The sequence below is a fragment of the Vibrio jasicida 090810c genome, from assembly GCF_002887615.1.
GTDB classification, from domain to species: Bacteria; Pseudomonadota; Gammaproteobacteria; order Enterobacterales; family Vibrionaceae; genus Vibrio; species Vibrio jasicida.
In genome coordinates this window covers 816,700-842,077 of record NZ_CP025792.1, presented here as the reverse complement: position 1 = coordinate 842,077, position 25,378 = coordinate 816,700, and the positions used below count along the sequence as shown (strand labels likewise).

The 25,378-nt window shown below is 46.1% G+C and carries 20 protein-coding genes; 7 read left to right on the top strand and 13 right to left on the bottom strand.

What is annotated here, in order from left to right; all coding sequences use genetic code 11:
* Positions 1–160: 160 nt before the first annotated feature.
* Both C1S73_RS03960 and cls read right to left on the bottom strand, forming a co-directional pair.
* The gene (locus C1S73_RS03960; RefSeq protein WP_038873596.1) at positions 161–1,366 is read right to left on the bottom strand and encodes a cystathionine beta-lyase; all 1,206 of its coding nucleotides are present in this window, start codon (positions 1,364–1,366) and stop codon (positions 161–163) included.
* Between the two features lie 194 nt (positions 1,367–1,560).
* The gene (gene cls, locus C1S73_RS03955; RefSeq protein ID WP_038873594.1) at positions 1,561–3,021 is read right to left on the bottom strand and encodes a cardiolipin synthase; all 1,461 of its coding nucleotides are present in this window, start codon (positions 3,019–3,021) and stop codon (positions 1,561–1,563) included.
* A 429-nt stretch (positions 3,022–3,450) separates the two neighbouring features.
* Between cls and C1S73_RS03950 the strand changes: the two genes are divergently transcribed.
* The 4 genes from C1S73_RS03950 to C1S73_RS03935 all read left to right on the top strand — a co-directional run bounded on the left by C1S73_RS03950 (position 3,451) and on the right by C1S73_RS03935 (position 8,388).
* Positions 3,451–4,821 (top strand): sodium-dependent transporter, encoded by a 1,371-nt coding sequence (locus tag C1S73_RS03950; protein ID WP_045407738.1) that lies wholly within the window; start codon positions 3,451–3,453, stop codon positions 4,819–4,821.
* 247 nt (positions 4,822–5,068) lie between these two features.
* Positions 5,069–6,682: a methyl-accepting chemotaxis protein gene (locus tag C1S73_RS03945; protein ID WP_164492037.1), complete on the top strand. Its 1,614-nt coding sequence runs from the start codon at positions 5,069–5,071 to the stop codon at positions 6,680–6,682.
* 49 nt (positions 6,683–6,731) lie between these two features.
* Positions 6,732–7,424 carry a TIGR01621 family pseudouridine synthase gene (locus C1S73_RS03940; protein ID WP_038873589.1) on the top strand — a complete coding sequence of 231 codons (693 nt, stop codon included), beginning with the start codon at positions 6,732–6,734 and terminating at the stop codon, positions 7,422–7,424.
* Positions 7,425–7,455: 31 nt separating this feature from the next.
* Positions 7,456–8,388, top strand: coding sequence for a class I SAM-dependent methyltransferase (locus tag C1S73_RS03935; RefSeq protein WP_038873587.1), 933 nt, complete (start codon positions 7,456–7,458; stop codon positions 8,386–8,388).
* A gap of 92 nt (positions 8,389–8,480) precedes the next feature.
* Here C1S73_RS03935 and C1S73_RS03930 read toward each other — a convergent pair whose 3' ends face one another.
* From C1S73_RS03930 to norR, 3 genes are all read right to left on the bottom strand, one after another.
* Positions 8,481–9,524, bottom strand: coding sequence for an FAD-binding oxidoreductase (locus tag C1S73_RS03930; RefSeq protein WP_038873585.1), 1,044 nt, complete (start codon positions 9,522–9,524; stop codon positions 8,481–8,483).
* A gap of 76 nt (positions 9,525–9,600) precedes the next feature.
* Positions 9,601–11,262, bottom strand: coding sequence for a hydroxylamine reductase (gene hcp, locus C1S73_RS03925; RefSeq protein WP_038873582.1), 1,662 nt, complete (start codon positions 11,260–11,262; stop codon positions 9,601–9,603).
* 541 nt (positions 11,263–11,803) lie between these two features.
* The gene (gene norR, locus C1S73_RS03920; protein WP_038873580.1) at positions 11,804–13,333 is read right to left on the bottom strand and encodes a nitric oxide reductase transcriptional regulator NorR; all 1,530 of its coding nucleotides are present in this window, start codon (positions 13,331–13,333) and stop codon (positions 11,804–11,806) included.
* A 271-nt stretch (positions 13,334–13,604) separates the two neighbouring features.
* Here norR and C1S73_RS27880 point away from each other — a divergent pair, with 271 nt between their 5' ends.
* A complete protein-coding gene (locus tag C1S73_RS27880) occupies positions 13,605–13,757 on the top strand; it encodes a hypothetical protein (protein WP_167391658.1) in 153 nt (50 codons plus the stop codon).
* A gap of 69 nt (positions 13,758–13,826) precedes the next feature.
* On the opposite strand, the gene C1S73_RS03915 is transcribed toward C1S73_RS27880, so the two are convergent.
* From C1S73_RS03915 to C1S73_RS03880, 8 genes are all read right to left on the bottom strand, one after another.
* Entirely contained in the window at positions 13,827–14,435 is a 609-nt protein-coding gene (locus tag C1S73_RS03915) for a CDP-alcohol phosphatidyltransferase family protein (protein ID WP_038873578.1), read from the bottom strand.
* On the bottom strand, positions 14,428–15,075 hold the full coding sequence (locus C1S73_RS03910) for an ATP-binding cassette domain-containing protein (protein WP_038873575.1): 648 nt from the start codon (positions 15,073–15,075) through the stop codon (positions 14,428–14,430). The genes C1S73_RS03915 and C1S73_RS03910 overlap by 8 nt, the downstream gene beginning before the upstream one ends.
* Entirely contained in the window at positions 15,041–16,750 is a 1,710-nt protein-coding gene (locus C1S73_RS03905) for an ABC transporter permease (RefSeq protein ID WP_038873573.1), read from the bottom strand. Before C1S73_RS03905 ends, C1S73_RS03910 begins: the two co-directional genes overlap by 35 nt.
* Before the next feature lie 9 nt (positions 16,751–16,759).
* On the bottom strand, positions 16,760–17,917 hold the full coding sequence (locus C1S73_RS03900) for an ABC transporter substrate-binding protein (protein WP_038873571.1): 1,158 nt from the start codon (positions 17,915–17,917) through the stop codon (positions 16,760–16,762).
* Between the two features lie 337 nt (positions 17,918–18,254).
* Complete coding sequence (locus tag C1S73_RS03895) at positions 18,255–18,932, bottom strand: TVP38/TMEM64 family protein (protein ID WP_005442307.1); 678 nt, start codon at positions 18,930–18,932, stop codon at positions 18,255–18,257.
* Between the two features lie 69 nt (positions 18,933–19,001).
* Positions 19,002–19,772: a heterodisulfide reductase-related iron-sulfur binding cluster gene (locus C1S73_RS03890; protein WP_005442306.1), complete on the bottom strand. Its 771-nt coding sequence runs from the start codon at positions 19,770–19,772 to the stop codon at positions 19,002–19,004.
* Entirely contained in the window at positions 19,769–21,565 is a 1,797-nt protein-coding gene (locus tag C1S73_RS03885) for an FAD-dependent oxidoreductase (protein WP_038873569.1), read from the bottom strand. The genes C1S73_RS03890 and C1S73_RS03885 overlap by 4 nt, the downstream gene beginning before the upstream one ends.
* Before the next feature lie 21 nt (positions 21,566–21,586).
* Positions 21,587–22,570, bottom strand: a complete 984-nt coding sequence (locus tag C1S73_RS03880; protein ID WP_038873567.1) for a sulfurtransferase — start codon at positions 22,568–22,570, stop codon at positions 21,587–21,589.
* 299 nt (positions 22,571–22,869) lie between these two features.
* Here C1S73_RS03880 and C1S73_RS03875 point away from each other — a divergent pair, with 299 nt between their 5' ends.
* Together C1S73_RS03875 and C1S73_RS03870 are read left to right on the top strand one after the other, a co-directional pair.
* Entirely contained in the window at positions 22,870–24,675 is a 1,806-nt protein-coding gene (locus C1S73_RS03875) for a sensor histidine kinase (protein ID WP_038873565.1), read from the top strand.
* A complete protein-coding gene (locus C1S73_RS03870; RefSeq protein WP_038873562.1) occupies positions 24,665–25,261 on the top strand; it encodes a response regulator transcription factor in 597 nt (198 codons plus the stop codon). Before C1S73_RS03875 ends, C1S73_RS03870 begins: the two co-directional genes overlap by 11 nt.
* Positions 25,262–25,378: the final 117 nt, after the last annotated feature.

Sequence of the window (25,378 nt, the reverse complement as noted above, 5' to 3'; positions counted from 1 at the left end):
GTGATTACTCAAAAGAAAATCAACAGATATGATTAACATTGAATTTATGAATATTAGAATGTTAGTTAATTCTAATTAAGACAATGGGTTAGTAACTCTGTAATGAGCGGCAAAAAAATAGCCTCGCAGTACGAGGCTATTTAATAATTGTTCTGAATGCTTATAAAGAGGCTTCTTTTTCTAGTACGAGTGCGTTGTATCGCTCGAAGCCTGCTTCAAGATCGGCAATGAGATCTTCAACATCTTCAAGACCGATGTGCAGACGGACAAGTGTGCCTTCGAAGTTTGGATTCGCCACTGTGCGCAAACTGTTAAAGCTCTTTGGCTCGTTAGCTAAAATCAAACTCTCAAAACCACCCCATGAGTAACCCATGTTGAAGTGTTTCATGCCATCCAACAGTGCGGTGGTGGCTTTCGGGTACGAGCTTTTCAATATGAATGAGAACAAGCCATTCCCACCAGTAAAGTCGCGTTTAAAGAACTCATGACCAGGGCAGCTTTCTAGGGCAGGGTGACGAACGTGATCGACTTCAGGGCGGCTTGCCAACCACTGTGCGACTTTCAGGCTGTTCTCTGCATGCTGGCGTAAGCGAACATCCAAAGTACGAATACCGCGCAGACCAAGATATGCGTCATCAGGAGAAACGCATTGTCCCATAAGGTAGCTTTGTTCGCGTAGCTGGTCCCAGTATTTCTCAGACGCAACCGCCGTACCCAGCATTACATCTGAGTGACCAACAATGTACTTGGTTGCTGCTTGGATAGAGATATCAACACCGTGCTCGAATGGTGAGAAATTCACACCGGCACCCCAAGTGTTATCAAGCATTACGATGATGTTTTTTTCGTGTGCAATGCTTGCTAGAGTCGGAACGTCCATGACTTCCATAGTGATAGAACCCGGAGACTCAAGGAAAAGTACCTTGGTGTTTGGCTGAATTAGGTCGCGGATACCTTCGCCTATCATAGGATCAAAATAAGTCGTTTCGACACCCATTTTTTTCATAATGGTATCGCAGAAATCGCGGGTTGGTTCGTAACAAGTATCCACCATCAAAATGTGGTCGCCGGTTTCGATAAAAGACAGAATCGCATTCGAGATTGCGGCCGTGCCACAAGGGTAAAGTGCACAGCCAGCACCACCTTCGATTTCCACCATCGCATCTTGGAAAGCAAAGTGAGTATTCGTACCACGACGTCCGTAAAACAGTGTTTTGTTGGTTCGGTTAATCATTGCTTGGTTCTTTTCAGCAACTGTATCAAACACGATAGTTGAAGCTCGTTGTACTGGTGGGTTGACCACGCCATTCGTCCACTTCTTATCACGGCCTGCAGTAACGAATTTGGTCTTTTTGCCCTCTGACATAAAATTTCCCTGTCTAATTTACGATTTTCAATATTTAAAACATGGACGATGGGTGGTTTGCAAGGGAAAACTTAACTTCAAACGACTCCTCCGAGGATAGGTCGAAAAACAGAAGCATTGATTGAATAAGAAAAAGAAAACCGACAGTTTATGGCTGTCGGTTTTCGAGGAAGTTTTGTTATTTTGGGTATTTGCTACAGCAATGGATTAAACAGGTAGAAAACACGCTCTAAGAAGCGAGAGAAAATACTGCGTTTTTCCCACTTATCTCTATCAACGGTATGGGACTGTTTGATATAGCTGTCTTGCAGCCACGACATCTGTTTTGTGAACTCTTCATCATCGACAGCCAGTGTTACTTCGAAGTTAAGCCACAAACTGCGCATGTCCATGTTTACGGTACCCACCAAACAGAATTGCTCGTCAATCACGACTGATTTTGTATGCAGTAACCCGCCATAGAATTCGTAAATCTTCACCCCAGCGACGAGCAACTCGTCATAGAATGCCCGCGAAGCCCATTGAACCATCATAGAGTCATTCTTGTGTGGGATGATAAGTTCTACTTCGATGCCGCGCTGCGCGGTCATTTTCAGAGTCTCCAATAGATCGGCACTTGGCACGAAGTAAGGCGTGGTGATTCTGACGGAACGATTCGCTTGGTTGATGGCTAATGTGAGTACTTGGTAGATCAAATATTCTGGCATACCAGGGCCAGACGGCACCACTTGGATTGGATGCTGAAACTCGTCTTCTTTATTGTCGATTCTACATTCTGGATGCTTAGGAAAATAACGTTCACCAGTTTCTACTTCCCAATCCCAACAATGAATAGCGCTTAAAACATTTACCGTCGGTCCAGTGACTCGCACCATAATATCGATCCACTGCCCAACCCCACTGTTCTGCTTGAAAAAGGCGGGGTCAACCAAGTTCATCGAACCGGTGTAAGCGATCTCATCATCAATCACGATGATCTTACGGTGTTGGCGTAAATCCAAACGACGAAGGAAGATACGCCACATTTTTACTTCTAACGCTTGCACAACATCGATGCCTGCGTCTTTCATCATTTTATACCAATGACTGCGAAAGAAGCGTGGACTGCCCGCTGAATCGAGTAGCAGTTTTACGTCTACGCCACGTTTAGAAGCGCGAATCAAAGCCGAAGCAACAGCGTCAGCTAAACCACCGGGATGCCAAATATAGAAAACCATGCGAATACTGTGTTCAGCATTCTCGATGTCTTCGATAATCGAGTGGAGAATTTCGTTAGGCGATTGTTGTAGAGAAAGCGTGTTCCCACTTAATGCAGGTAAACCAAGACGATTGTTGCACAGCTCATCAATACGATAGATATGGCGTCCCATTGCTTCAGGGACATGCGCGTTGCAGTCATTTAACTGAGTGAACCATCGCTGGAATGGTGAAAACATCTCTTTTGCGCGTTCTGCACGTTTGCGGCCGAGGTTGAGCTCACCGAATAGAAAATAACAAGCGACGCCAAGCACTGGCAGAATATAAATGATCATCAGCCATGCAAGAGAAACACTAACAGCGCGACGTTTTAATACGACACGGATCGTAACACCAGCAACCAAAAACCAGTAAAGGCCGATGCCAGTTAGAGTGAGAAAATGATAGAACTTGTCCATAGTCGCCAAAAGTAATAAACCCAATATGGATATTAAGCGTAAATGGCGGAACGGGAAACTATTTTCATACCACTAGAGGAGGATGATTTTGTATCGTGAAATGAATTTTATAACGAGACGTTCTGTTACTAAGGTGTGAAAAGTTGGAGGAAATCTTAACTTTTGCGTAAAAAAGCAGCATTTAGCGTGAACAATGATACATTTGTGCGATAAATGTGCTGATCGGGGTTCCAATTTTAAATTGAAACTGCTTTACTTGCCATACATAGAGCGTCATACAAACATCTTATAAAGTGTACATTATTTTTTACACGAACATATTCTAGACGCCTATCTCTATGCAAACACAACAAAACATTTTGGAGAAAAAGCGTGGCTACAAATACAGCAGCACCACGTGATACGTGGGGGTCTAAACTAGGCTTCGTCATGGCAGCAGCGGGTTCCGCTGTCGGTTTAGGCAATATATGGAAGTTCCCTTACACAGCAGGTGAGAGCGGCGGCGGCGCGTTCGTAGCAATTTACCTTTTATTCGTTATTTTTATCGGCTTTAGCGTCATGCTGACAGAATTCGCTATTGGTCGTAAGACAGGTCTTTCAGCAGTAGGTGCGTTCAAATCTACTGACCGCCGTTGGACGTTTACCGGTGTTATCGGCGTGCTAAGTGGTCTACTAATCATGGGTTTCTACCCTGTAGTAGGTGGCTGGGCGCTTGCTTACATCTTTAAAGTAGGTGGTGGTCTACTAAGTGCTCCTGAAGCAATTGGTGACAGTTTTGGCGGCTTCATTTCTGATCCAGTCCAACCGTTAATGTGGATGGGTGTTTACCTGTTCCTTAACATCGTTATCGTTATGAAAGGTATTTCTGGCGGTATCGAAAAGGCTGGTAAAATCCTCATGCCTCTTTTATTCCTTATCCTGATCGTTGTATCAGTTAAAGGTCTGATGCTTCCTGGTGCAATGGCGGGTCTTGAGTTCCTATTCATGCCAGACTTCTCGAAAGTAGACAGCAATGTCGTTCTAGCGGCGCTAGGTCAAGCATTCTTCTCTCTAAGTCTAGGTATGGGTTGTATGATGACTTACGGCTCTTACCTGAAGAAGAAGGAAAACTTAGTTCAAACTACCGGCATGGTTACGGCAATGGACACAGGTGTTGCAATCCTAGCGGGTGTAGCAATGTTCCCAGCAATGTTTGCATTCGGTATGGAGCCAGCAGCAGGCCCAGGTCTAGTATTCGTCGTTGTTCCTCAACTGTTTGCTGAAATGGGCGGCGTAATTGGCCTTCTATTTGCTCTGATGTTCTTCATCGGTCTAACAGTAGCAGCGCTGACGTCTTCAGTATCTCTGCTAGAAGTAGTGGTTTCTTACCTAATCGATGAGAAAGGCCTGAAGCGTTCTACAGCAGTACTGTCTGCGAGTGTCGTAATGGCAACCCTGTGTGTGTTCGCATCGCTATCACTTGGTGGTGTTGGTCCGACACTATTCGGTACGGGCGCATTTGATATCTTTGACCTACTAACGGATAAGATCTTCCTAGCGGTTGGCGGTATGTTGGTATGTATCTTTGCTGGCTGGCGCCTAAACCGCGCTGAACTAGAGAAAGAGATCACTAACGACGGCAAAGTTTCTTTCCCACTATTTGGTCTATGGTACAACCTAGTTAAGTACGTAATCCCAGTGGCAATCGCAATCGTAGCCTTCATGGGTATCAAGTCTGGTTTCGACAGCGGTAAGGGCGAAATCATGCTGGTGGGTATCGGCATCATCGCACTGGCGGGTATCTTCTCTAAGAAGTTATAACCAAATAGACTTTGATTGAAAACGGGAACCTTAATCGGTTCCCGTTTTTTTATATTCATAATTTATAGGATTGAGAAAACTCATATTAATAACGGGTAGTAATTGTGAGATCGCTCGCATAGAGATGTGGATCACAAAAAAATGTACTCAAGTTGCAGAGGTACGTTCCGATAACCCTTACAAAGCATGTGTAAATATGTGGATTAACCAGTAAGAAAATCCATGACAACGGTAAGGAAGGTTATTAGTGACAATGTCTGTTCGTAAAAAACTGTACGCGAGTTTTGGTGCCATTTTGGCGATCATGCTAGTGATGATAGGGATTATTACATTAGAAGTATTGAACTCGCACAAAGTGGCTGACGAGGTAAGAACGGACGATGTTCCTGAAACAGTTCAGTATCTAATTCTGATCGATGAGGCCGGTGATGTTTATCGCGATGCATTAGGAAGCATTGTTGGTGTCTCTGGCGCTCAGGCTGAATATCAAGTTAATAAAAAGGAGTTTGCAGCAGCGATTGCTGCAGTTAAACGTTTGGAGACGGTAGGTGGTGAAGATTACCGTAACGTTGAGAAAGCTGAGCGTTACATGAGCGATTTTACACGAGACTTTGAATCCCAAGTTCTGTCCAATCTCGGCTTAGAAAATGTTGAAGAGAATGTCGCGCGTCTTCGCTCACTTTATGAAACGAATCTAGCACCGCTTGAGTCTATCCTAGATGCTGCATCAATCGACGGTCGTCAAAGTACTAGTGAAGCTTTGCTTGATCTTTCGGATTCATTTAACAGTATCGAATTGACGATTTATGTGCTTGGTTCGATAGCACTTGTTGCCACTGCTGTTATCGCATACTTGTTGTCTAATTCGATTACCAGTCGCTTGAGTAAATTGGATGAACTGGCGCAGCGCGTTGCAGAGGGTGACCTAACGGTAGCGCCTATCGACGATAAATCAGGTGACGAGCTAGCAAACCTCGCGACGTCTTTGAATAAGATGCAAGCGTCTTTGACCAGTCTTATTGGTTCTATATCGTTAGTATCCGAAGAAGTGAAGTCCGTGACTGGAGAATTGGCTACCGTCAGTCAAGATATTGTCTCCGGTGCAAGCAGCCAAGCGGACAAAGCGCACTTGATCGCGACAGCGTCAGAAGAGCTAAGCCTGACCATTTCTCAAGTAGCAGAGCAGGGCGCAGCAACCTTTGAAGAGGCACGCAAGTCGGAATCAACCGCAGAGCAAGGGCGTACTGTTATTGTTGAGATGGTTGAAAGCATTCAGCAAGTATCACAGCAAATGTCGGATATGTCGGTGCAAATGAACAGCCTAGGTTCTCATGGCGAGAAAATCGGTGCGGTTATCAAAGTCATTGAAGATATCGCAGAGCAGACGAACCTTCTGGCATTGAACGCGGCGATTGAAGCGGCACGTGCAGGTGAGTTTGGTCGTGGTTTTGCTGTGGTTGCGGATGAAGTTCGTGCTCTTGCTGAACGAACAACGAAGGCAACACAAGAGGTTGGTGAGATCATCCAAGCAATTCAAGTCGGTACTCAAGAAGCGGTGACTTACACTGAGGACGGTTGTCGTTTGGTTGAAATTGGCGTGAGTCAAAGCTCAGGTGCAGTGAACTCACTGGAGGAAATCGTTTCTGGTGCGGCGCATGTTCAAAGTATGGTGAACTCAATTGCGACTGCTGCAGAAGAGCAAACCGCTGTAACGAAAGAAATTGCCGCGGATATTACGTCGATCAGTGATATTTCAGCTCGTTCATTACAACTCGCGAATGACAGCTCTCAAAGTGTTGAGGGCCTGAATCGTAAAGTTCAAGAGTTGGAAGCTCTAGTGGGTAAGTTTAAGCTCGCCTAATTGCTTAGAATCGGTATACTTCTGGCTCCAAACGTGGAGCCAGTTTTTTATGTTCGACATTCTACATACCCATCCAGATTTTTTGATCATCAATAAACATCCCAACGTCTCTGTTCATAAAGACGATGGTGACACTATGTTGCTTCAAGAAGTAGCAAAGCAGAGTGGTGATGAGCAGCTGTATCTTATCCACCGTCTCGATAAAATGACTTCTGGTATTCTACTTCTCGGCCGCAATGCGAAAGCAGCAAGCGCCTTATCTCAAGCATTTGCCAATCGCGAAGTCGAAAAGTTCTACCTTGCGATTGGCTCGAAAAAGCCTAAGAAGAAACAAGGGCTAGTAGTGGGTGATATGGAACGCTCTCGTCGTTCCTCATGGAAACTGGTGAACAGCAAAACGAATCCCGCGATTACCCAATTCTTTTCCCTCGCTGCAGAGCCGGGAGAGCGCCTGTTTTTATGTAAGCCGCACACTGGCAAAACACACCAAATTCGCGTGGCATTGAAATCAGTTGGCTCAGGAATTGTTGGCGATCCTATTTATAATGCAGGCAATGAAGCAGACCGTGGTTACTTGCATGCATTTTCGTTGTGCTTTCTGTATCAAGATGAAACTCATCGCTTTGTTTGCGACCCGCGCGAGCATAAAGCACTTGGCAGTAAATGGCATAATGAAGTCGTCTCTCAAGGTGTAGACTCTTGGCTTTCTCCGTGGGAGCTGAACTGGCCTACGATTAAATAACCATCACAAAGAAAACGAATAAGAGAATTCGATGCAAGCATCACAACTTCCGCTGTTTTTCCAGCATCTAGAAGCGGAGCTAACACAAGCTCCCAATGAAATTCGCCGACTGTTTCACGGTCGTGGTCGCCGTTTTGAAGGTTTAGAGCAAATCACGTGTGATTGGTTACAAGGTCAGTTGATCATCAACCTATTTAAAGAAGTGGATGAGACGTTTCTTACTGAATTGAAAGCAGGGTTGAACACGCTTTCAGAATCTGCTCTGTGGGCAGAGAAACAAGGGCGTACGATCGTAATTCAACATCGCTACGCTGACGGCGCACCTTCTGAAACTCTGTTGGGTGAGCTAGATGCTCGACCTGTGGTTGAAGAAAGTGGCTTGAAGTACCAGTTAGACATCGGACGTAACCAGAACTTCGGTCTGTTCCTTGATATGCGTTACGGCCGTGACTGGGTACGTGAAAATGCGAAGCACAAAAACGTACTTAATCTGTTTGCTTACACTTGTGGCTTTTCTGTTGCTGCAATTGCTGGTGGCGCAGATAAAGTGGTTAACGTGGATATGGCGAGAGCATCGCTGTCTAAAGGTCGTGAGAACCATAAGCTGAATGGTCATAACATCAACCAAGTGAGCTTTATGGGGCACGACATCTTTAAGTCGTGGGGCAAGATTAAGAAAGCGGGCCAATACGATGTGATCATCATTGATCCACCATCATTCCAGAAAGGCAGCTTTGCACTAACCAAAGACTACAAAAAGATTCTACGCCGTTTGCCTGATTTATTGGCAGAAGGTGGTCAGGTGTTAGCGTGTGTAAACTCACCATCGGTGACCAGCGATTTCTTGATTGAAAGCATGAAGGAAGAAGCGCCAGAGCTAACATTCCGCGAGCGTTTGGATAACCCGCCAGAGTTTATGGATGTAGATAGCGAAGCTGCACTGAAGGTTTTACTGTTTAGCTGAGTTTAGATAAAGAAACTTCCGAGTTTAATAACACTTTTCCATAAGCAAAAAGCGCCTAGTACGGCGCTTTTTTAATGTTCGTATTAACGGCTTTAACCAATCTGAACTTCAAGATCGGATTCAATCGTCGAAGAGCAGGCGAGTACATAGCCTTGCTCAATTTCTTCAGGGGTCAATGTCTCTTGGCTGGTTGAAGACACGCTACCCTTGCGAACCTTACACTTACAAGAGCCACAAATACCGCTTCGGCAAGCTATGATCAGTGGTAATCCTGCGCCTTCCAACACATCAGCAAGGACTTGGCCTTTTTGAGCATCAATCGTTTGGGCGAAATTAGGTACTGACACACTCGCTGATTCATTTGATACTTCGGTTTCTTCGCTTGCTGCTGGTGTAAAGCTTTCTTGGAAGAAGTTCGCCATATCAAAGCCAAGCTCATTCAAGTAGCTTTGAACATCAAGCATAAACTGATTTGGACCGCATAGATAAACCGTGCGCTGTTTAAAGTCGGGCACCAGTTCTTTTAACCACTCGGTATTCAAACGACCTTCTGGGTATAGTGTTTCACCACGGTTTTTCAGCAGCAATTTCAAATTGAAATCTGGATAAACCGAATGGTAGGTCTCCAGCAAATCAAAGTAGATGGTTTCCGGCTTAGAACGGGCAATGTGTAGGAACTCAATATCAACACCAGCGTCGTTGCCTAGCCATTCTTTTGCCATCGCGAATACAGGCGTAATGCCACAGCCCGCACTGATGAGCAGTGCTTTCTTTCTACCGTTGACCTCGATTGGTGGATGGTCAATGCAGTTGAAATCACCCGTAGGAGGAAGCGCTTGAACTGTATCGCCAATGAGAAGCTTATCGATGATGTAGTTGGATACCTTACCGCCTTCGACACGCTTTATCGTTAGTTGCAGACAGTCGTCACCGGAAAGAGAGCTGAGAGAGTAAGCACGAAACTCCATCTTGCCATCGATTTCAACGCCAAGGTTGATGAACTGACCGGCTTTAAATTCAAACAAGAGCGACTCTGACAGGTCTGCCAACTTGAGGCTCACTGCATCAGCAGTTTCATGGTATTTGTCTACACAGCGTAACGTGACAGGTTGACTGCCTTGCCATTCAAAAAACATAACAATCTCTTTGGTTGTCGAGTACTCAATAGATAAAAGCGCCCCCAATTAAGGAGGCGCGTGATAAGCAAGGTGATTACGCTGCTAGGATGGTTTTAAGATCATCCTGAACATTACCAATGCTACGCATATCGAATTTCTCTTGGATAATCGCAATCAAGTTTGGCGTCAGGAATGCAGGCGCTGTTGGACCCGTGTAGATGCCTTTCACACCAAGAGCGAATAGGGTAAGCAGGATCACAATCGCTTTTTGCTCGAACCAAGACAGAACAAGCGTTAGAGGAAGCTCGTTGATGTCGCAATCGAACTCTTTCGCAAGTGCCAGTGCAAGCTGGATTGCTGAGTACGCATCGTTACATTGGCCTACATCCAATAGGCGAGGGATGCCATTGATGTCGCCAAATGTGTTCTTGTTGAAGCGGTATTTACCACAAGCCAGCGTTAGGATTAGCGTATCTTCTGGTGCTTCCGCGGTGAAGTCGGTGTAGTAGCTACGTTCTGCTTTGTCGCCATCACAACCACCTACTAGGAAGAAGTGCTTGATGTTGCCTTGCTTCACTTGGTCGATAACTGCAGGAGCCGCGTTCATCAGTGCGTTACGTCCAAAGCCAACCGTGATGTTGTGCTCGATTTCATTGTGTTGGAAGCCTTCTTGTGCCAATGCACACTCGACTACTTGGCTAAAATCATCACCTTCTAGGTGAGCGACACCCGGCCAGCCAACAATGCTACGAGTGAATAGACGGTCTGCGTATTGGCCAACGTTCGGGTTCAATAGGCAGTTTGATGTCATCACAATCGCGCCAGGGAAGTTAGCGAACTCTTTCTGTTGGTTCTGCCAAGCGCTACCGTAGTTACCCACTAGGTGAGGGTATTTCTTCAGCTCTGGGTAACCGTGTGCAGGCAGCATTTCACCATTGGTGTAAACGTTAATGCCTTTGCCTTCAGTCTGTTGCAGGATTTTCTCTAGGTCGTGAAGGTCATGACCAGAAACAAGAATACATTTGCCTTTCAGTGGCTTAACGTTAACGGTTGTTGGCTCTGGGTGACCGAATGTAACTGTTTCACCGTGATCCAGCATTTCCATCACTTTGTAGTTCATAAGACCGATGCGCATTGAGCAGTCTAGCAGTTCGCCTAGATCTTCAGGGTCAGTACCTAACCAAGCCATGATTTCGTGGTATTCCGCGAAGATATCATTGTTGGTTTGCTCAAGTACGCGTGCGTGTTCCATGTACGCAGCTGCACCTTTTAGGCCGTATAAGCAAAGTAGGCGCAGGCCGATAACGTCTTCGTGTACTTGGTCTTTACCGCGGTTTACCGCAACTTGAGGAGCAAACGCCAAGATTTCCTCTGCGCTGTTTGGCAACTCGAAGTTCGCTACATCAGGAATGTTCACTAGCACTTCATCTGCAAGAGTTGCTGCTGTCGTCGCTTGGTCTTTTAGCAGCGCTTTGTATGTTGCTGCTTGAGAAGTCAGTTCAAGGATACGTTCTGGGTCAAAGTTTACGTTGGTCAACGTAGAGAAAAATGCTCTTGGAGCCCACTGGTTGATTTCATCATTGATGATATTGAATTCAAGCGCGCGTGCTGCCCAAAAAGAAACCCCTTGCAAAGTGTAAACCAACACGTCTTGTAGATCGGATACCTCTGAAGTTTTGCCACACATACCTTGTGCGAAAGAACAGCCTTTTACAGCCGGGGTTTGGATTGTCTGTTCACATTGAATACAGAACATATTGGGTTCTCCAGTGATTGTAGTAATAGTCGTTTTATTTTCCTTATATAGCAGAATGCGTGCCAATTGTTATCTTATTGATGTATAACGGTTTTGTTGCTTTCGAAGTGAGTGATTGATGTGATTGTGACAACGCGAATGATGTGCAAATGACAACGAAAATACAGATGTGATGAGAAAAGCAACACGCGAGAAACGCTTGAACAATCGAAAGTGGAAGTACTTGTTAAACAGGAGAAAAGTTAATGCGGTTGTGTGGAGGAAGAGGTTTCCTATTGTGCGCCTCCGTAGATTTTTGGAGTGACGCAATAAGGCAACTGAAAACTTGATGAGCTTAAAGAGTGAGAAGAAAGCAGAGACTTGAGCGGTTTAATTGTCACGAATGAGGAGGAGCGAATGAAATGCGAAAAACCAAATGAGGCAGTTAACCCATGCACATTGGTGTTAAGCGTTATTCCGGACGGGTCTAAGCGAGCCATCCGGAATCCCTCTGTTCAAGAGGTAACTTTTCCTTCTAGATAAATGAGCGAAGTAGGGGCTTCTATTTGCTTATGCCGAGCTTTTTACCCATGCGATACAAGTTGCCTCGATCCATTTGTAAAAACTCCGCTGCTTTTGCCCAAACACCGCCAGTTTGGCTTAAAGCGTGTTCAATTAAGTCACGTTGATAACTCTCTACTAACTCGCGCATTGGTTGGCTCTCCTTCGGCAAGTAGTGCGATGTGTTTTTTACATCATCCAATGCCAATGAAGTATCAAAGTGATTGAGCATGATGGTGCTCGCGCCTTGTTGAATGGCATGTAACGCTGCTCGCGTTAGGGTGTGTTCAAGCTCTCGAACGTTACCATACCAAGGCAGAGATTCTAGTTGAGTCAGTACCTTAGGGTGAACGTGAAGGTTTGGTGCGTTAAATTGCTGACGTACTTTTTCTAACAAATATCCCGCAAGAACTGGAATGTCGCCATCACGCGCGCGAAGTGGTGGTACTTTGATTGGGAACACGTTTAAACGATGGAACAAATCCGCACGGAATGTGCCATCTTCCACTTCTTTTTCTAACTGTCGGTTGGTGGCTGCGATGATGCGCACGTTAACCATCAAATGCTGATCGCTGCCTACACGTTGCAACTCACCTTGCTGGATAACTCGCAACAGTTTTGCCTGCAAAATCAATGGTAATTCACCCACTTCATCTAAGAAGATTGTACCGCCATCAGCCAGTTCGAATTTACCTGCACGATGACTATTGGCTCCAGTAAAGGCGCCCTTTACGTGGCCAAACAGTTCGCTCTCCGCCAGACCTTCGGGTAGGGCGGCGCAGTTTACGTAGATCATCGGTTTATCATTACGATGAGATTGAGCATGGACAGAGTGAGCAACAAGCTCTTTGCCTGTCCCCGTTTCTCCCGTTACCAATACTGCGTAATCCGACTGAGCAACGGTCGCAATATTGTTTCGTAATTGATTGATTTGTGTGCTTAAGCCAACCATGTCACCGTGTTGTGAGCGCGCCTGTTGGATCAGGGTTTGTGTGACGCTCTTTTGCTTCTGGTTCTGCGCTTTAAGGGCTTTTAATTGCGCAATGTTACGCAGTGTTGCCGCCGTTAGTGCTGCGAATGTTTCGATTGCGACTGGGTCGATATGGTCAAACGCGCCAACCGCTAGCGCATCCATGGTTAATGCGCCGACAAGTTGCCCCTCAACGTACAAGCTAAAGCCCATGCAGTCATGGACGTCAATACATTGATCTTCGGTTAATAGTGTTCCATCAAATGGATCGGGCAGGGCGCAGTCGGCATCAAAGCGAACAGGCTCGCGACTATGAATGATGGCATCTAAACGCGGATGAGCTTTAGGGAAGTAACGGCGACCGAGAACTGAGTTCGACAAACCTTTCACTGCGACTGGCGTGAGAAAACCGTCTTCATCAAAGATAAACAGGCAACTCGCATCGCAAGGGAACACTTGTGCCACCCCGTCAATCAGGTTTTGGTATTGCTGCTCATGAGAGCGATTTGAGCTCAGATTAAGTGCGATATTGAGAAGTACGTGGTCGACAGTAGGAGTCATAACAAGCCCAGAGTTATCTTGAATGGGCTCATGCTAGCAACTTGATGTCATTTGAACATCGAAAGGTGTGAGAGATTGATGTTCCATTGACGACGATCAAGTGACACAACAAAACTGTGATACAAACAAGTGCAACTGATTGAGCTTAAGAACTAGGAGTGAGGGATTCAGCCTTCGCAAATAATATTATCCGAAATTGAATTTTTCCGTTGACCTTAATTTAACTTGAGCTTTTATCCTCCATCTGTAAAACACGTCAGGAGGACAGGTTATGCATAATAACTACATTAAAGAATTGGCCGTAAAGAGCTACCAAGAGGACCTACAAAAAGAGTATTACCGCGCTAAGCAGCGGACGTGGCATTTTCCGAGTTTTGTCTCTGGAATTGTGCTGACGTTGGTGGTGAGTGGGATGCTTTATTGAGGGATGATGGAATAGAGATTCCCGACTGCATTCCTTCGTTGTAATCAGGAATCTCTCTTGAAGTTTTGTTTACGGTTTCAGCGTATGAAATCCGGAGTAAATACGCGTAAACGTAGTAAACCAACATGCTGCACCAAAGATGTACGCAATCACGGCAAAATGCTGCGGGAACAAACAAAACAGCACGAAGCAACCTATGGTCTCTGTGCCTTCTGTCAGGCCGCTCATGTAGTACAGAGATTTGTGCTTGTAGACAGGGTTATCGATACCACGTTTACCCGCCATGATCGCGAAAGCTAAGAAGCTGCTTCCTGTACCAATAAACGAAAAGATCAAGAACGCACCTGCGACAGCGTTTTGTTCTGGATTTGCTAGTACAAAGCCAAAGGGAATCAGAGAATAGAACAGGAAGTCTAGACTTATATCAAGGAAGCCACCCGCATCGGTGATGCCTTGAATCCTCGCTAAAGCACCATCCAATCCATCACAGATGCGATTCAGCAGAATAAACGCTAATGCAAGCGTGTATTGCTCTGCCATCAATGCAGGTAAGGCAAAACAGCCAAGTGCGAAGCCAAACAAGGTGGTTTGGTTAGCTGTCACGCCACATTTATCAATAACTTTAGCGCTCTGTGCCAATGGCCACTTAATGATTTTGATACTCAGGCTATCAAGCATGGCTTGTCTCCCAAGGCCAGTTCAGGCAGCGACTGCCCTCAGGAATATCATCCTCATCGTGAGTTACCATTAAAGCAGGAATGTTGGCTTGTTGAAGCTGCTCCACAACCCAGTTACGAAACTGTACGCGCAGATCTTTATCGAGCTTGCTGTAGGGCTCATCGAGTAGGGCAACTTTCGGTTTTGCCAACAACATGCGAGTGAGAGCAATACGTGCGCGCTGGCCGCCTGAGATTTGATCAGGGAAAGACTCTGCGAGTTTAGTTAGCGAGATGTGCTTCAAAGCCTGCATCGCGCGTTCTTTACGCTCAGTCCCTTTGATTGAATCAGGCAGAGCGAAAGCTAGGTTTTCCCACACGGTGAGGTGTGGGAAGAGCAAGTCATCTTGGAACAGAATACCCACCTGACGTTTGTGCGCAGGTAAAGCATCCAGCTTTTCGTTATCGAGTGTGATTGAGCCTGAATAGTCGAACTCGGAAGACAGGTGACCAGCAATCGCATCCAACAAGGTGGATTTTCCGCAGCCGCTTGGGCCCATCAGGGTAACAATTTCACCTTTCTTTACGGTCATGTTGAACGCAGAGAAAAGTGTGTCGCCATTGGTTTTACGGATGGCGAGGTTTTTGAGACAAAGACTCATTCGGTAGTAAACCTTTAATAGACAACCGGCGATACTTGACGTGTAAACGACTAAGTAGAATCGCAAAAGAGAAGAACATTAACGGCAAGAGCGCTTGCCAAATTGCGTAAATCGCGGTGACACGACGGTCGAAGCCACTTGAGAGGGCTACCGCTTCTGTTGTTATTGTGCTGATGCGACCTGCGCCCAGCACGAGTGTTGGTAGGTATTGAGCCAAGCTCACACTAATACCCACAGCCCAAGCAAAGGCAATGGCAGGCAGAAGAATCGGCAACTTCACTTTCAACCAAGCTTGCATTGGTGATTTACCAAGGCTAAGAGCGACACGAGTCAAACCGTTGTCGAAGCTGCGCCAAGGCCCATCCAATGACAGGTAAACGAATGGGAAAGCGAAGAAGACATGTGCCCAGCACACCCAGAAGAAATATGCATTGCTGTCGAGATACAGAGTAGCGACCTGCATACCAAACAGCACAGAAAGCTGCGGGATCAACATAGGTACAGCGATGATGTAACCCGGCACCTGCCAACGGTATCGTAGGCGGTACTCATGAGCGATTAGTGCTAGTACAAGGGCAATAGATGCACTGATAACTGCAATCAACATGCTTTGCTCTAGCGTGCCAAGAATACTTTGCCACTCGTATTCCCAAAAACGTAAGCTGTAGCGGCTTGGTAATAAGTCAGGGAAACGCCAACGCTGTGCAAAGCTCCAGACCACCATCAATGGCACCATTAACAGTGCGAGTAGGGCTATCAGAGAAAACAAGGTTTTACCCGGTAAGCGGAAACCGCTGCGACCAGAGTATTGCCAGCGTTTAAAGCCTTTGGTAATGCTCCATTCGACGAGTCGTGCAAAACCAATCAAAAGGCTTGCAATAGCAAACAGTACCACCGCACCCGCCGCTGCTCTTGGTAGGAGCGACAAATCAGGATCGTTAAACCACTGCCATACCAACACTGCAAACGTAGGAGGGTTGGTTGGGCCAATAATTAGCGCCACATCCACAACGGATAAGCTATAAGCCAGAACAGCCAACATTGGGAAACGCAGTTTCGCTAACCATTGTGGGAAGACACATTTCCACCATGCTTGCGCGGAACTGTAACCCATCGAATGGCTGACTTTTTCAATCTTCTCAACTTTTAATTGCTGAAGAATAGGAATGCTCATCAACAATAAAAACGGCACTTCTTTAATAGCAAGCATGACGATCAACCCCAGTGCGTGTGGATCTTTGATCAACAACGCTAAGTCATTCACTGTTTGCGCATTTGGATCGTAACCAAACAATTGATTGAGAACACGAACGCCCATACCTGTTGGTGCGAATAGAAAAGCGAAGCCGATAGCAAACGCGACATGCGGCATAGCAAGAAGAGGGGACAGACTCATTTCAATCTTGCGCCAGAACTTGCTGCCCCATGAAGCTTGAAGAATCGCGAAAGTGATCAAACAAGCAAGGTAGCTGCTGAAAATGGCGGAATAGAAAGTCAGTCCAATTGACGTCCACACGCCTTCCCATTCAAACACAGCATGAAAGCCATCCAGTGAAAAGTGGTGCAAACCGATAGGGGGTACATAGCCGAGCGCAGACACCACCACCCCGAGTAGCCCCGGGATGGTTGGTAATATACAAACTGCGATAATAACTAGATACAGCGCTCTTAACATGGGTGTGTATTAATTTCCGTAGCGTTTCAGCCATTCTTTTTCTAACGCTGCTTGCCAGCTTGGGTGTGGCTCAGCGATAGATTTGAACTGTTGAGTATTCTTAGCCGTGCCGGTTAGGTACTGGCTGCTTAGCACTGAAGGATCACCCCAGATGTTGATATCACCTTTGCGAGACTGTGCTTCAGGGCTTAATAAAAAGTTTATAGCAACTTGCGCGCCTGCACTGGCATTTGCGTTCCAAGGAATCGCTAAGAAGTGGATGTTCGACAGTGCGCCTGCGTCCATTGCGTATGCTTTGGTACTTTCTGCTAGGTTACCGCTTGATTGTGCTGAGAAAACCGCGTTCGGGTTGAACGTGACAGCTAGATCAATCTGACCATCATCTAGCAGTTGTACGGTTTCTGCTGTTCCGCCTGGGAACTGTTTACCACCGCGCCATGCAACAGTGTGGAATTCATCTAAGTAAGCCCATAGAGGCTGCGTAACGGTTTTGAATGCTTCGTCGGTCACTGGCTTTTGCAGTGTAGGATCGTTGTTACTTAACTCAATGAGTAGAGATTTAATGAAGCTAGTGCCATGAAACTCTGGTGGGCGAGGGTAAGTAAGGCGGTTAGGAAACGCTTTTGCGTAACTTAGCATTTCTGCGTACGAGCTTGGCGGGTTGTTTAGTGTCTCTTCATCGTAGATAAAAACAAGTTGGCCCACCCCCCATGGCGCTTCAAGGCCATCAGTTGGTTCTGAAAAATCGACATCTACTGGTAGTGTTTTATCGACATATTGCCAACTTGGTAGACCGTCAACAAAAGGACCAAACAGCAGTTGGTTGTCTTTCATTGATTTAAAGTTTTCACCATTAATCCAAACCATATCCACACTGCCACCACTGCTCTTCCCTGCGGCTTTTTCTGCGATAAGACGAGTGGTGGTTTCAGAAATGTCGGTGACTTTTACGTGGTTAAGCGTCACGTTGTAGCGAGATTTAAGCTCTTTGCCTGCCCATTGGATATAGCGGTTGATCTCTTGGCTACCACCCCAAGCATGGAAATAAACAGTCTGACCGTCGGCTTGTTGTTCGATTTTTTGCCATTCTTCGGAGTGAGAAGTGGCATAAGAGGAGGTGGCAAAAGTGGTGGCTAAAATGCCAATGGTGCTAAGTAGCTTTTTCATACGTAATCCGTGTTTCTTTATCTTTGTTTTCATTTTGGAGCTTTGTTCGCCTATGTGATGAAAAACGTCTATTTTCAATACTCAACATAGGGGTATAAACAGGCTGAACGCTCCGTTCCCTCTACATGGATAGTAATCTATCTCGCTTTATTATCAACGCGAATTTGATAATAGTTTCATAGAATTATTCGCCTTGTGAGGTCATACCAATTCACGTCAGTTTTTGGTTTTAAAAGTGGCCAAAAGAGGCACAAACTGTGGGCAAATTAGTAAGAATGAAAAGAGTGCAACTCCCGATAAGTCGCACTCTTTTGGCGTCAATAATGGATAGACCGGATTACTTCGCTAATTCTTCCATGTTGATGCCTTTTTTCTTCGCGATGTATTTTGGAATCAGAGACATGCCAAACAGGATAAGACCCGCAACCGCAAACTTCACTAGTAGCATCGCAGACACACCGTTTGTCGCAATATCACCCGCCATGTAAGCGAAGATGAATGCACCTGGTGCCATTGTTAGTAGAGAAACCAAAGCGTAAGTGCCAAGGTTTAGGCTGGTTAGACCGTAAGCGTAGTTCTGTAGGCTGAATGGGAATACAGGTACTAGACGCGTTAGGATCAGGAAGCTTGTACCGTTTGCTGCTACGCCATCGTCGATTTTCTTGAAGATTGGGTTATCGCCAAACTTCTTCATGATGGTGTTACGAAGCAGGAAGCGCGCCACGATAAATGCCGCCACCGCGCCAAGCGTTGCAGAGAACAGCGCTAAGATACCGCCTTTGATTGGGCCAAATACGATACCCGCTACGATGGTGAACGCACTGCCCGGTAGTAGGAAAACACACGCAAATACGAATGCTGCTACGAATACTGCGTAACCCCAAACGCCAAAGCTTGCGATCCAATCTTGTAGGCTCTTGATGTCTGTGATGATTTCAAGGATGCCAGTTTGTTTTGCTGCAAATAGAGCGAGAGCGATAACAGCAACAATAAGAGCAATTTTTACGAATTTCATAAGTTCAACTTCACTTAAACCTAATAATTAAAAAGATGTAGCTACAAAAACGTAGCTACAGAGACACAGTTACACAGACATACACTTGATTAGGCCCGCTTTCGATTTGTAGCGGTTGAACCAAGCTTTCACAGGGCTAGCAAGTACGTTTACTGGCGGCTCATCACCTTGCATGATCACAGGGCCGAACATTAGATCCAGAATGTGCCAAGATTTCGTACCTACACCCATCATGGATGCACGACAAGCCGAGCAGTAAACCACAACGTAGTCTGTCTCAAACTCTTCCACGCGGCGCTTGATTACGCGTGTTGCGACGTCTGGGTTTGCTGGCACTACCATGCCGCCGAAACCGCAACAGCGTGTGTTTTCACGTGTGTGTTCTGGTTCTGAGGTTTTGTATCCAAGCTCATTCAAGATCCAGCGGATACCGTCTTGCAGCTCTTTTTCGTAGCGAGTTGAGCAAGAGTCGTGAATGGTGAATACCACGTCACTGTTTTTCGCTTTACCGCGTAGCGCTTCTGGCAGGCCGATTTCTGGAAGCAGTTTCCACAATGAAACCGGTTTTTGTGTGCCACCAGATTTCTTGATCATGCCATAGCAGCTTTGACACGCCACAATGACTTCTTGTGCGTCTAGCTTATCGAAGTCTGCTTGAAGCTGACCGTAACGCTCTTTGAACTTCTCAGTTTGGCCAATAGCAGCGGTTGGTTTACCACAACACTTCTGCACTGCGCCCATGTCTGGGTACACTTCTTTTAAGTAGCTCGCAATTGCTGCTACGCCTTCAGGTGAGTAGGATGGCAAGCTGCATCCTGGCATAAATACTTTATTACTCATTTTGTCGATACCGCTCGTTTTGCCATAGTGAAGATTTTTGAGAAGCCCAGCTTCTGGTGCATGTTGATTGCTTTGTGACCCGGCATTGGTGATTCACCATTGTTTGCCTTAACAAAGTCAGCACGTGCGCCTAGGAACATTTCCTTCATTGGGAAGTCTTTCGGACATACGATGGTGCACTGGTCACAGGCATTACATGAGTAAGCCATCAGTGGATCCATTGACTTGTTGTTCACGAAGTCAGAGAAGATGGTCTTCGGACAGTCACTGAAGTCGTTCATCATGATGCACTCGGTCATACATAGCTTGCAGCTACATTGCAGACAGCGAGATGCTTCTTGTTTGATTTGTTCTTCAGTAAAGCCTAAATCCACTTGTGCAAAATCTTGCTTACGCTCTTCCGCGTTACGCAATTCACCGTGTAGGCGAGGGGTATCTACCGTACCTTTTGGTAGTGGTACGTCTAGACGAGATGAGTAGCTGTATTCTTGCTCGAAGTCGCGACCTTCAGTCAGTGGGCGAGTCGTTAGGAAACGCTCAACACTCATTGCGGCTTTGCGACCTAATGCCATCGCTTCAATCACGATGTTACCGCCACACGCGTCACCAGCTACGAAGACGTCTTCTAGGCTAGAAGCTAGCGTTTGTTTATCGACTACGTAACGGCCGCCGCGAGTTTGTTCTAGCGCGCCGCCAGTGATGTCAGCCACTACTTGACCCGTAGCGAAAACAACCGTATCCACAGAGATAGTTTTGCTTTCTTCGCTGTACTTAGGTGCAAAGTTGCCTTGCTCGTCAAAGATAGACACTACTTTCTTGATAGTGATGCCGGTTACTTTGCCGTTATCGTGTTCGATAGCAACTGGGCCCCAACCTGCGTTGAACTCGACACCTTCTTCTAGCGACTCGTCGATTTCGATTTGGCTTGCAGGTAGATTCTCTAGGCTCTCAAGCGAACATTGGTAAACTTCGCTTGCACCGATACGCCATGAAGAACGCGCACAGTCCATTGCCACGTCACCGCCGCCGATCACCATCACGCGTTTGCCTGCACGTGGGAATTGGCGAGTTTCAGAAATCTCTTTCAAGTATTCAACCGCAGAGAACACGCCATCGTTGTCATGACCTGGTAGCGGAATGATAGAGCCTACGTGTGCACCGTGAGCTAGAATCACAGCATCGTGTTCGCTACGTAGAGTATCGAAGCTGATGTCTTTGCCGATTTCAACACCGAAACGAGTCGTCACACCTAGCATTGTTAAGTAGCTGTATTCGAAGTCGATAACGTCGCGTGGTAGACGGTATTCAGGGATACCCACACGCATCATGCCGCCGTATACGTCTAGCTTTTCGTAAATCGTTACTTCGTGGCCTTGACGACGAAGCTCAATTGCCGCTTGCGCACCGGCTGGGCCTGCACCCACGATCGCGATGTGTTTGTTGGTTAGAGGAGCAATGTTGAGATCCCAGTGATCTTGGTTATCCAGTTTTTCTGCAACAAAACGCTTGATGCCTGCAACGCTGATCGGCTGACCGAACTCAGTATGACGACGACAAGAAGCTTCACAAGGGTGTGCACAGATGCGGCCAAGCGTTTGAGGTAGGAATAGTTTGCTGCGGATCAGATCCAAAGCGCCTTGGAAATCACCTTCGCCTGCCATGCGAACGTATTGTTTTACGTCTGTGTGCATTGGACATGCGGTTTGACATGCCGGATCGGCATCCCCCATACAGCCATCGACGATAGTTTGAGCGGTGTCTAATAGCTTTTGGCTAAAAATTACATTGTTCATTGAGTGCTATTTCCGTGTTGTTCAGCTCTTGCCGTTGATAACGTTCACTTCAGGATTCTTCTGCTCGTAGTGAGCATGGCTGTACTCGATCCATGAGCCGTCGTAGTTGTAGACGCCTTCTGCACCTAATACTTCAGTAAGAATCATGGTGGTGTGGGCAGAGCGAACACCAGATTGGCAGTAAGCGATAACTTTCTTGCCTTTGATGATGTCGCCGTAAAGGGCTTGCAGCTCTTCTGCTGATTTAAGCGTTGTGTCTTCGTTCAACGCTTTGGTCCAGTTAATGTGAACACTGTTTGGAATGGTGCCTGGACCAAATGCACCAGAAACCGCTACTTCGCCTCTAAATTCGTCGTTGCCGCGCGTATCTAGGATCACCCAGTCTGGGTTGTTTTGCGCTGCGATAACCATATCCAGCGTTGCTAGTGTGTTGTTGTCTTGTTTTTTCTTCGGAGCTTTGTATTCAACCGCTGCAACGCTTTGGTTTGCAGAGCCAGTTGGGAAACCTGCGCCCATCCAAGCATTCAAGCCACCGTCTAGGTAACGAACGTCTTGGTGACCAAGGTTATGGATTTGCCAGTAAAGGCGCGCAGCATCGTGGTGAGAGCCTGCCGCGTAAACCACGATTGTGCTGTCCATTGATGCGCCGAAGCTACCTAAGATGGTTTCCATCTCTTCCGTGCTGTTGCTCATACCGCCGAAATCGTAAACGCCTTCAGCCGCAGAGTAATCGTTACGCCACATAGTGTAAGAACCAGAGATAGGACTATCTGGTTTGATAGGGTTTAACGCGCCGATCACAACCACGTCTTTATCACTGTCCATTAACGATTTCAGTTGCTGTGATGAAATGAAATGCTCTGGGTGAGCGTATTGTGTGAATTTCTGCTCTTGAGCAGCGGCATCCACTGTTACGGCCTCTGCTGAGAACATCGTATTGTAAGCTGAGTAGCCAACAGCTGCGACAGCCGCCAATACACCCAACGCAATCGTCGATTTTTTCATGAGTTGCTTCCATATTTTAATTTAAAGTTTTTGTGCCGAAACTTCGATTTCTCGACAGTTAGAATGCTTTTGAAGGGGAAAGGCCGGCATGAACGTTTATTATTCGTTAGAGATGTTCATTGCGTGAAACAGGCAAAGTGCCCCTACCCCTTTATGGGTAAGGCATTCTGAGGAAAACGTTTAAATGGCGATATTGTGGTTTCCCACAATAATGATGTGGGATTGATCTAAAGCAACAAAGTAGTAGGGGGGAGTGGTGCTAAAATGTGCCACAACGATGTTTTGGTAGTATCTCGTAAGTGATTGATAATTATTCTCAAAAGTTAACTCTTTTCATTTGTGCTCTCTTCTTTTTCTTTACCTCTTTTGTGTTTGCTAGTGAACAAAAAGCACACAGAACAGACTATGATGTTGGTGTTTTAGCACTGCGCGGACACGCCCATGCGCGTGAAGCTTGGCAACCGACTTTGGATTGGTTAGAGGTGCAAAACCCTGGATACAAATTCAATTTACATACTTACGATTTCGACCAACTGGAAGACGCATTTCTGCACGGTTGGCTCGACTTCATTTTGACCAGCCCGGGGCAGGCGACCAAGCTTGCTCGTGAATACCCTATTAATTGGTTAGCCACACAAAAAACCGCTTACAGCGACTTGCCAAATAAGTCGATTGCTTCGGTGGTGGTGGTACGTGAAGAATCACCCTTTAAAACACTTAGAGACATCAATAAAGCCAATGTCGCTGCTGTGTCTGAAAAAGCCTTTGGTGGTTTTCTTGCCCTGCGTTATGAGTTGGATAAGTTGGGTTACTTCAACTCTTCATTCTTTGAAAAAATCCATTTCACTGGTCCTCCAACGGATCAATTGATTTTGGATGTGATCAAAAATGATCTGGATGTGGCGATCGTTCCTGCTTGTACGTTGGAAAATATGGCGAAAGAGGGCCGTATCCAGCTGCATAGTTTAAGAGTACTTAACGAAAAGCGTCCGGCCGATTCAATTTGTGCAGTCAGTACACCTCTTTATCCAAACTGGACCATGGCAATGACTGAACGCACGCCTTTTGATGTCGGACAAATGGTCGCACAAACACTATTTGCGATGCCTGCTGAGCACCCTGCGGCAATAGCGGCGAATAATGTAGGTTGGATGTTGCCTGCGCCGAGTATCAATGTAGATAAAGTTTACAAGCATTTGGATATGCATCCTTTGCAGAAATCATGGGGACAAAAGGCTAAAGAATGGTTGGGTAAGAACCAAGCGATAGCGATGGCATCTTTGTTGACCTTATTGCTTATGACGGGTTACCACTTTTGGTTGGAATGGAAGTTTCAACGCAGCCAAGAAAAACTAAAATCCACCATGAATAACTTACGACGCAAAAGCAGCATGCTTGAACACGCACAGCGGATCACTATTGTTGGGGAGCTTGGCAGCAGCATTGCTCATGAGATTAACCAGCCGTTAGCTGCGATTAAGAACTACAGCCAAGGGGCGAAAGTCCGCATGGAACGAGGGACAACACCCGAAGAGATGTTGCCTATTTTGGATAAGATTCAGCAACAAGTGACTTCTGCCAGTGACATCATTCAACGTTTACGAAGCTTGATTCATCGTACTCCGATTGAAAAAAAATGGATTGACCTTCCAAGTCTCATCGAAGAGTCAATGAAGCTGGTGGATTATGAATTTCAACGCCATCGCATTCAATTAGGGGTGATGTATTCAGGTGAAGTACAACCCATTTTTGCAGACGTAACGGGGTTGCAGCAAGTCATCCTTAACGTCTTAAACAACGCAAAAGATGCGTGTTTGAGTCACGAGCCAAAGCGAAAGGAGCTCTACGTTGACCTGCACATAAGCTTTTGTGACGAAATGGTCATCATAGATGTCATGGACAACGGTATTGGCATCGAAGAACAAGATATTCCGCTGGATCAAGCGTTCTACACCACCAAAGAAAATGGCCTAGGACTAGGACTCGCGATTTGTCGTGATGTTATCGATGCCCATCAAGGCAGTATTCGTTTTCGGTCAATAGAGCCTACTGGCTGCCAAGTGACCATTATTTTACCGTATCAGGAGACTTGTCATGAGTCGTAACCTCTGTCCCCTTTATATCGTCGATGATGAAGAACCCGTATTAGAGTCGATGGCGTTCATGTTAGAAAGCTATGGCTATGAGGTTCAGGCGTTCTGTAGTGGCCCGGATTTTCTAAAAGAAGCCGATTTACCGTCAGCAGGGTGTGTGCTACTTGATAGTCGTATGCCAGAGATGCGAGGGCAAGATGTTCATCAAATCATGAATGAGCAATTTAGCCCAATCAGTGTTATCTATCTTACTGGGCACGGCGATATCCCTATGGCGGTAGATGCGCTAAAAGATGGTGCGCTCGATTTTTTCCAAAAGCCAGTTGATGGCAATGCGTTGGTGTTAGCGATTGAAGATGCTATGGAACAGTCGATCAAAAACTGTGAAAAGCTCGGTGCAAAACAAGTTCTACAGAATCTTACTAAGCGTGAAAGAGAAGTGCTTGGCTTGGTGGTTAAAGGGATGAAAAACCAAGAGATGGCGGACTTGTTGTGTGTCTCCTTACGAACGATTGAAGTACACCGTTCCAACGTGATGAAGAAACTCGAAGCGGAAAGCCTTGCTGTACTGATTCGTAAAGTTGGACATTTAATCTAACAAAGCCGTATTGGGTGAACAAAGCGCTTAATTGTGGATAAATGAACCTATCTAGGTCGAAGTAAATACGGTAACTCAATGATAATTAGGGAAAGGTTTGCTCATTTAGTATCTGGA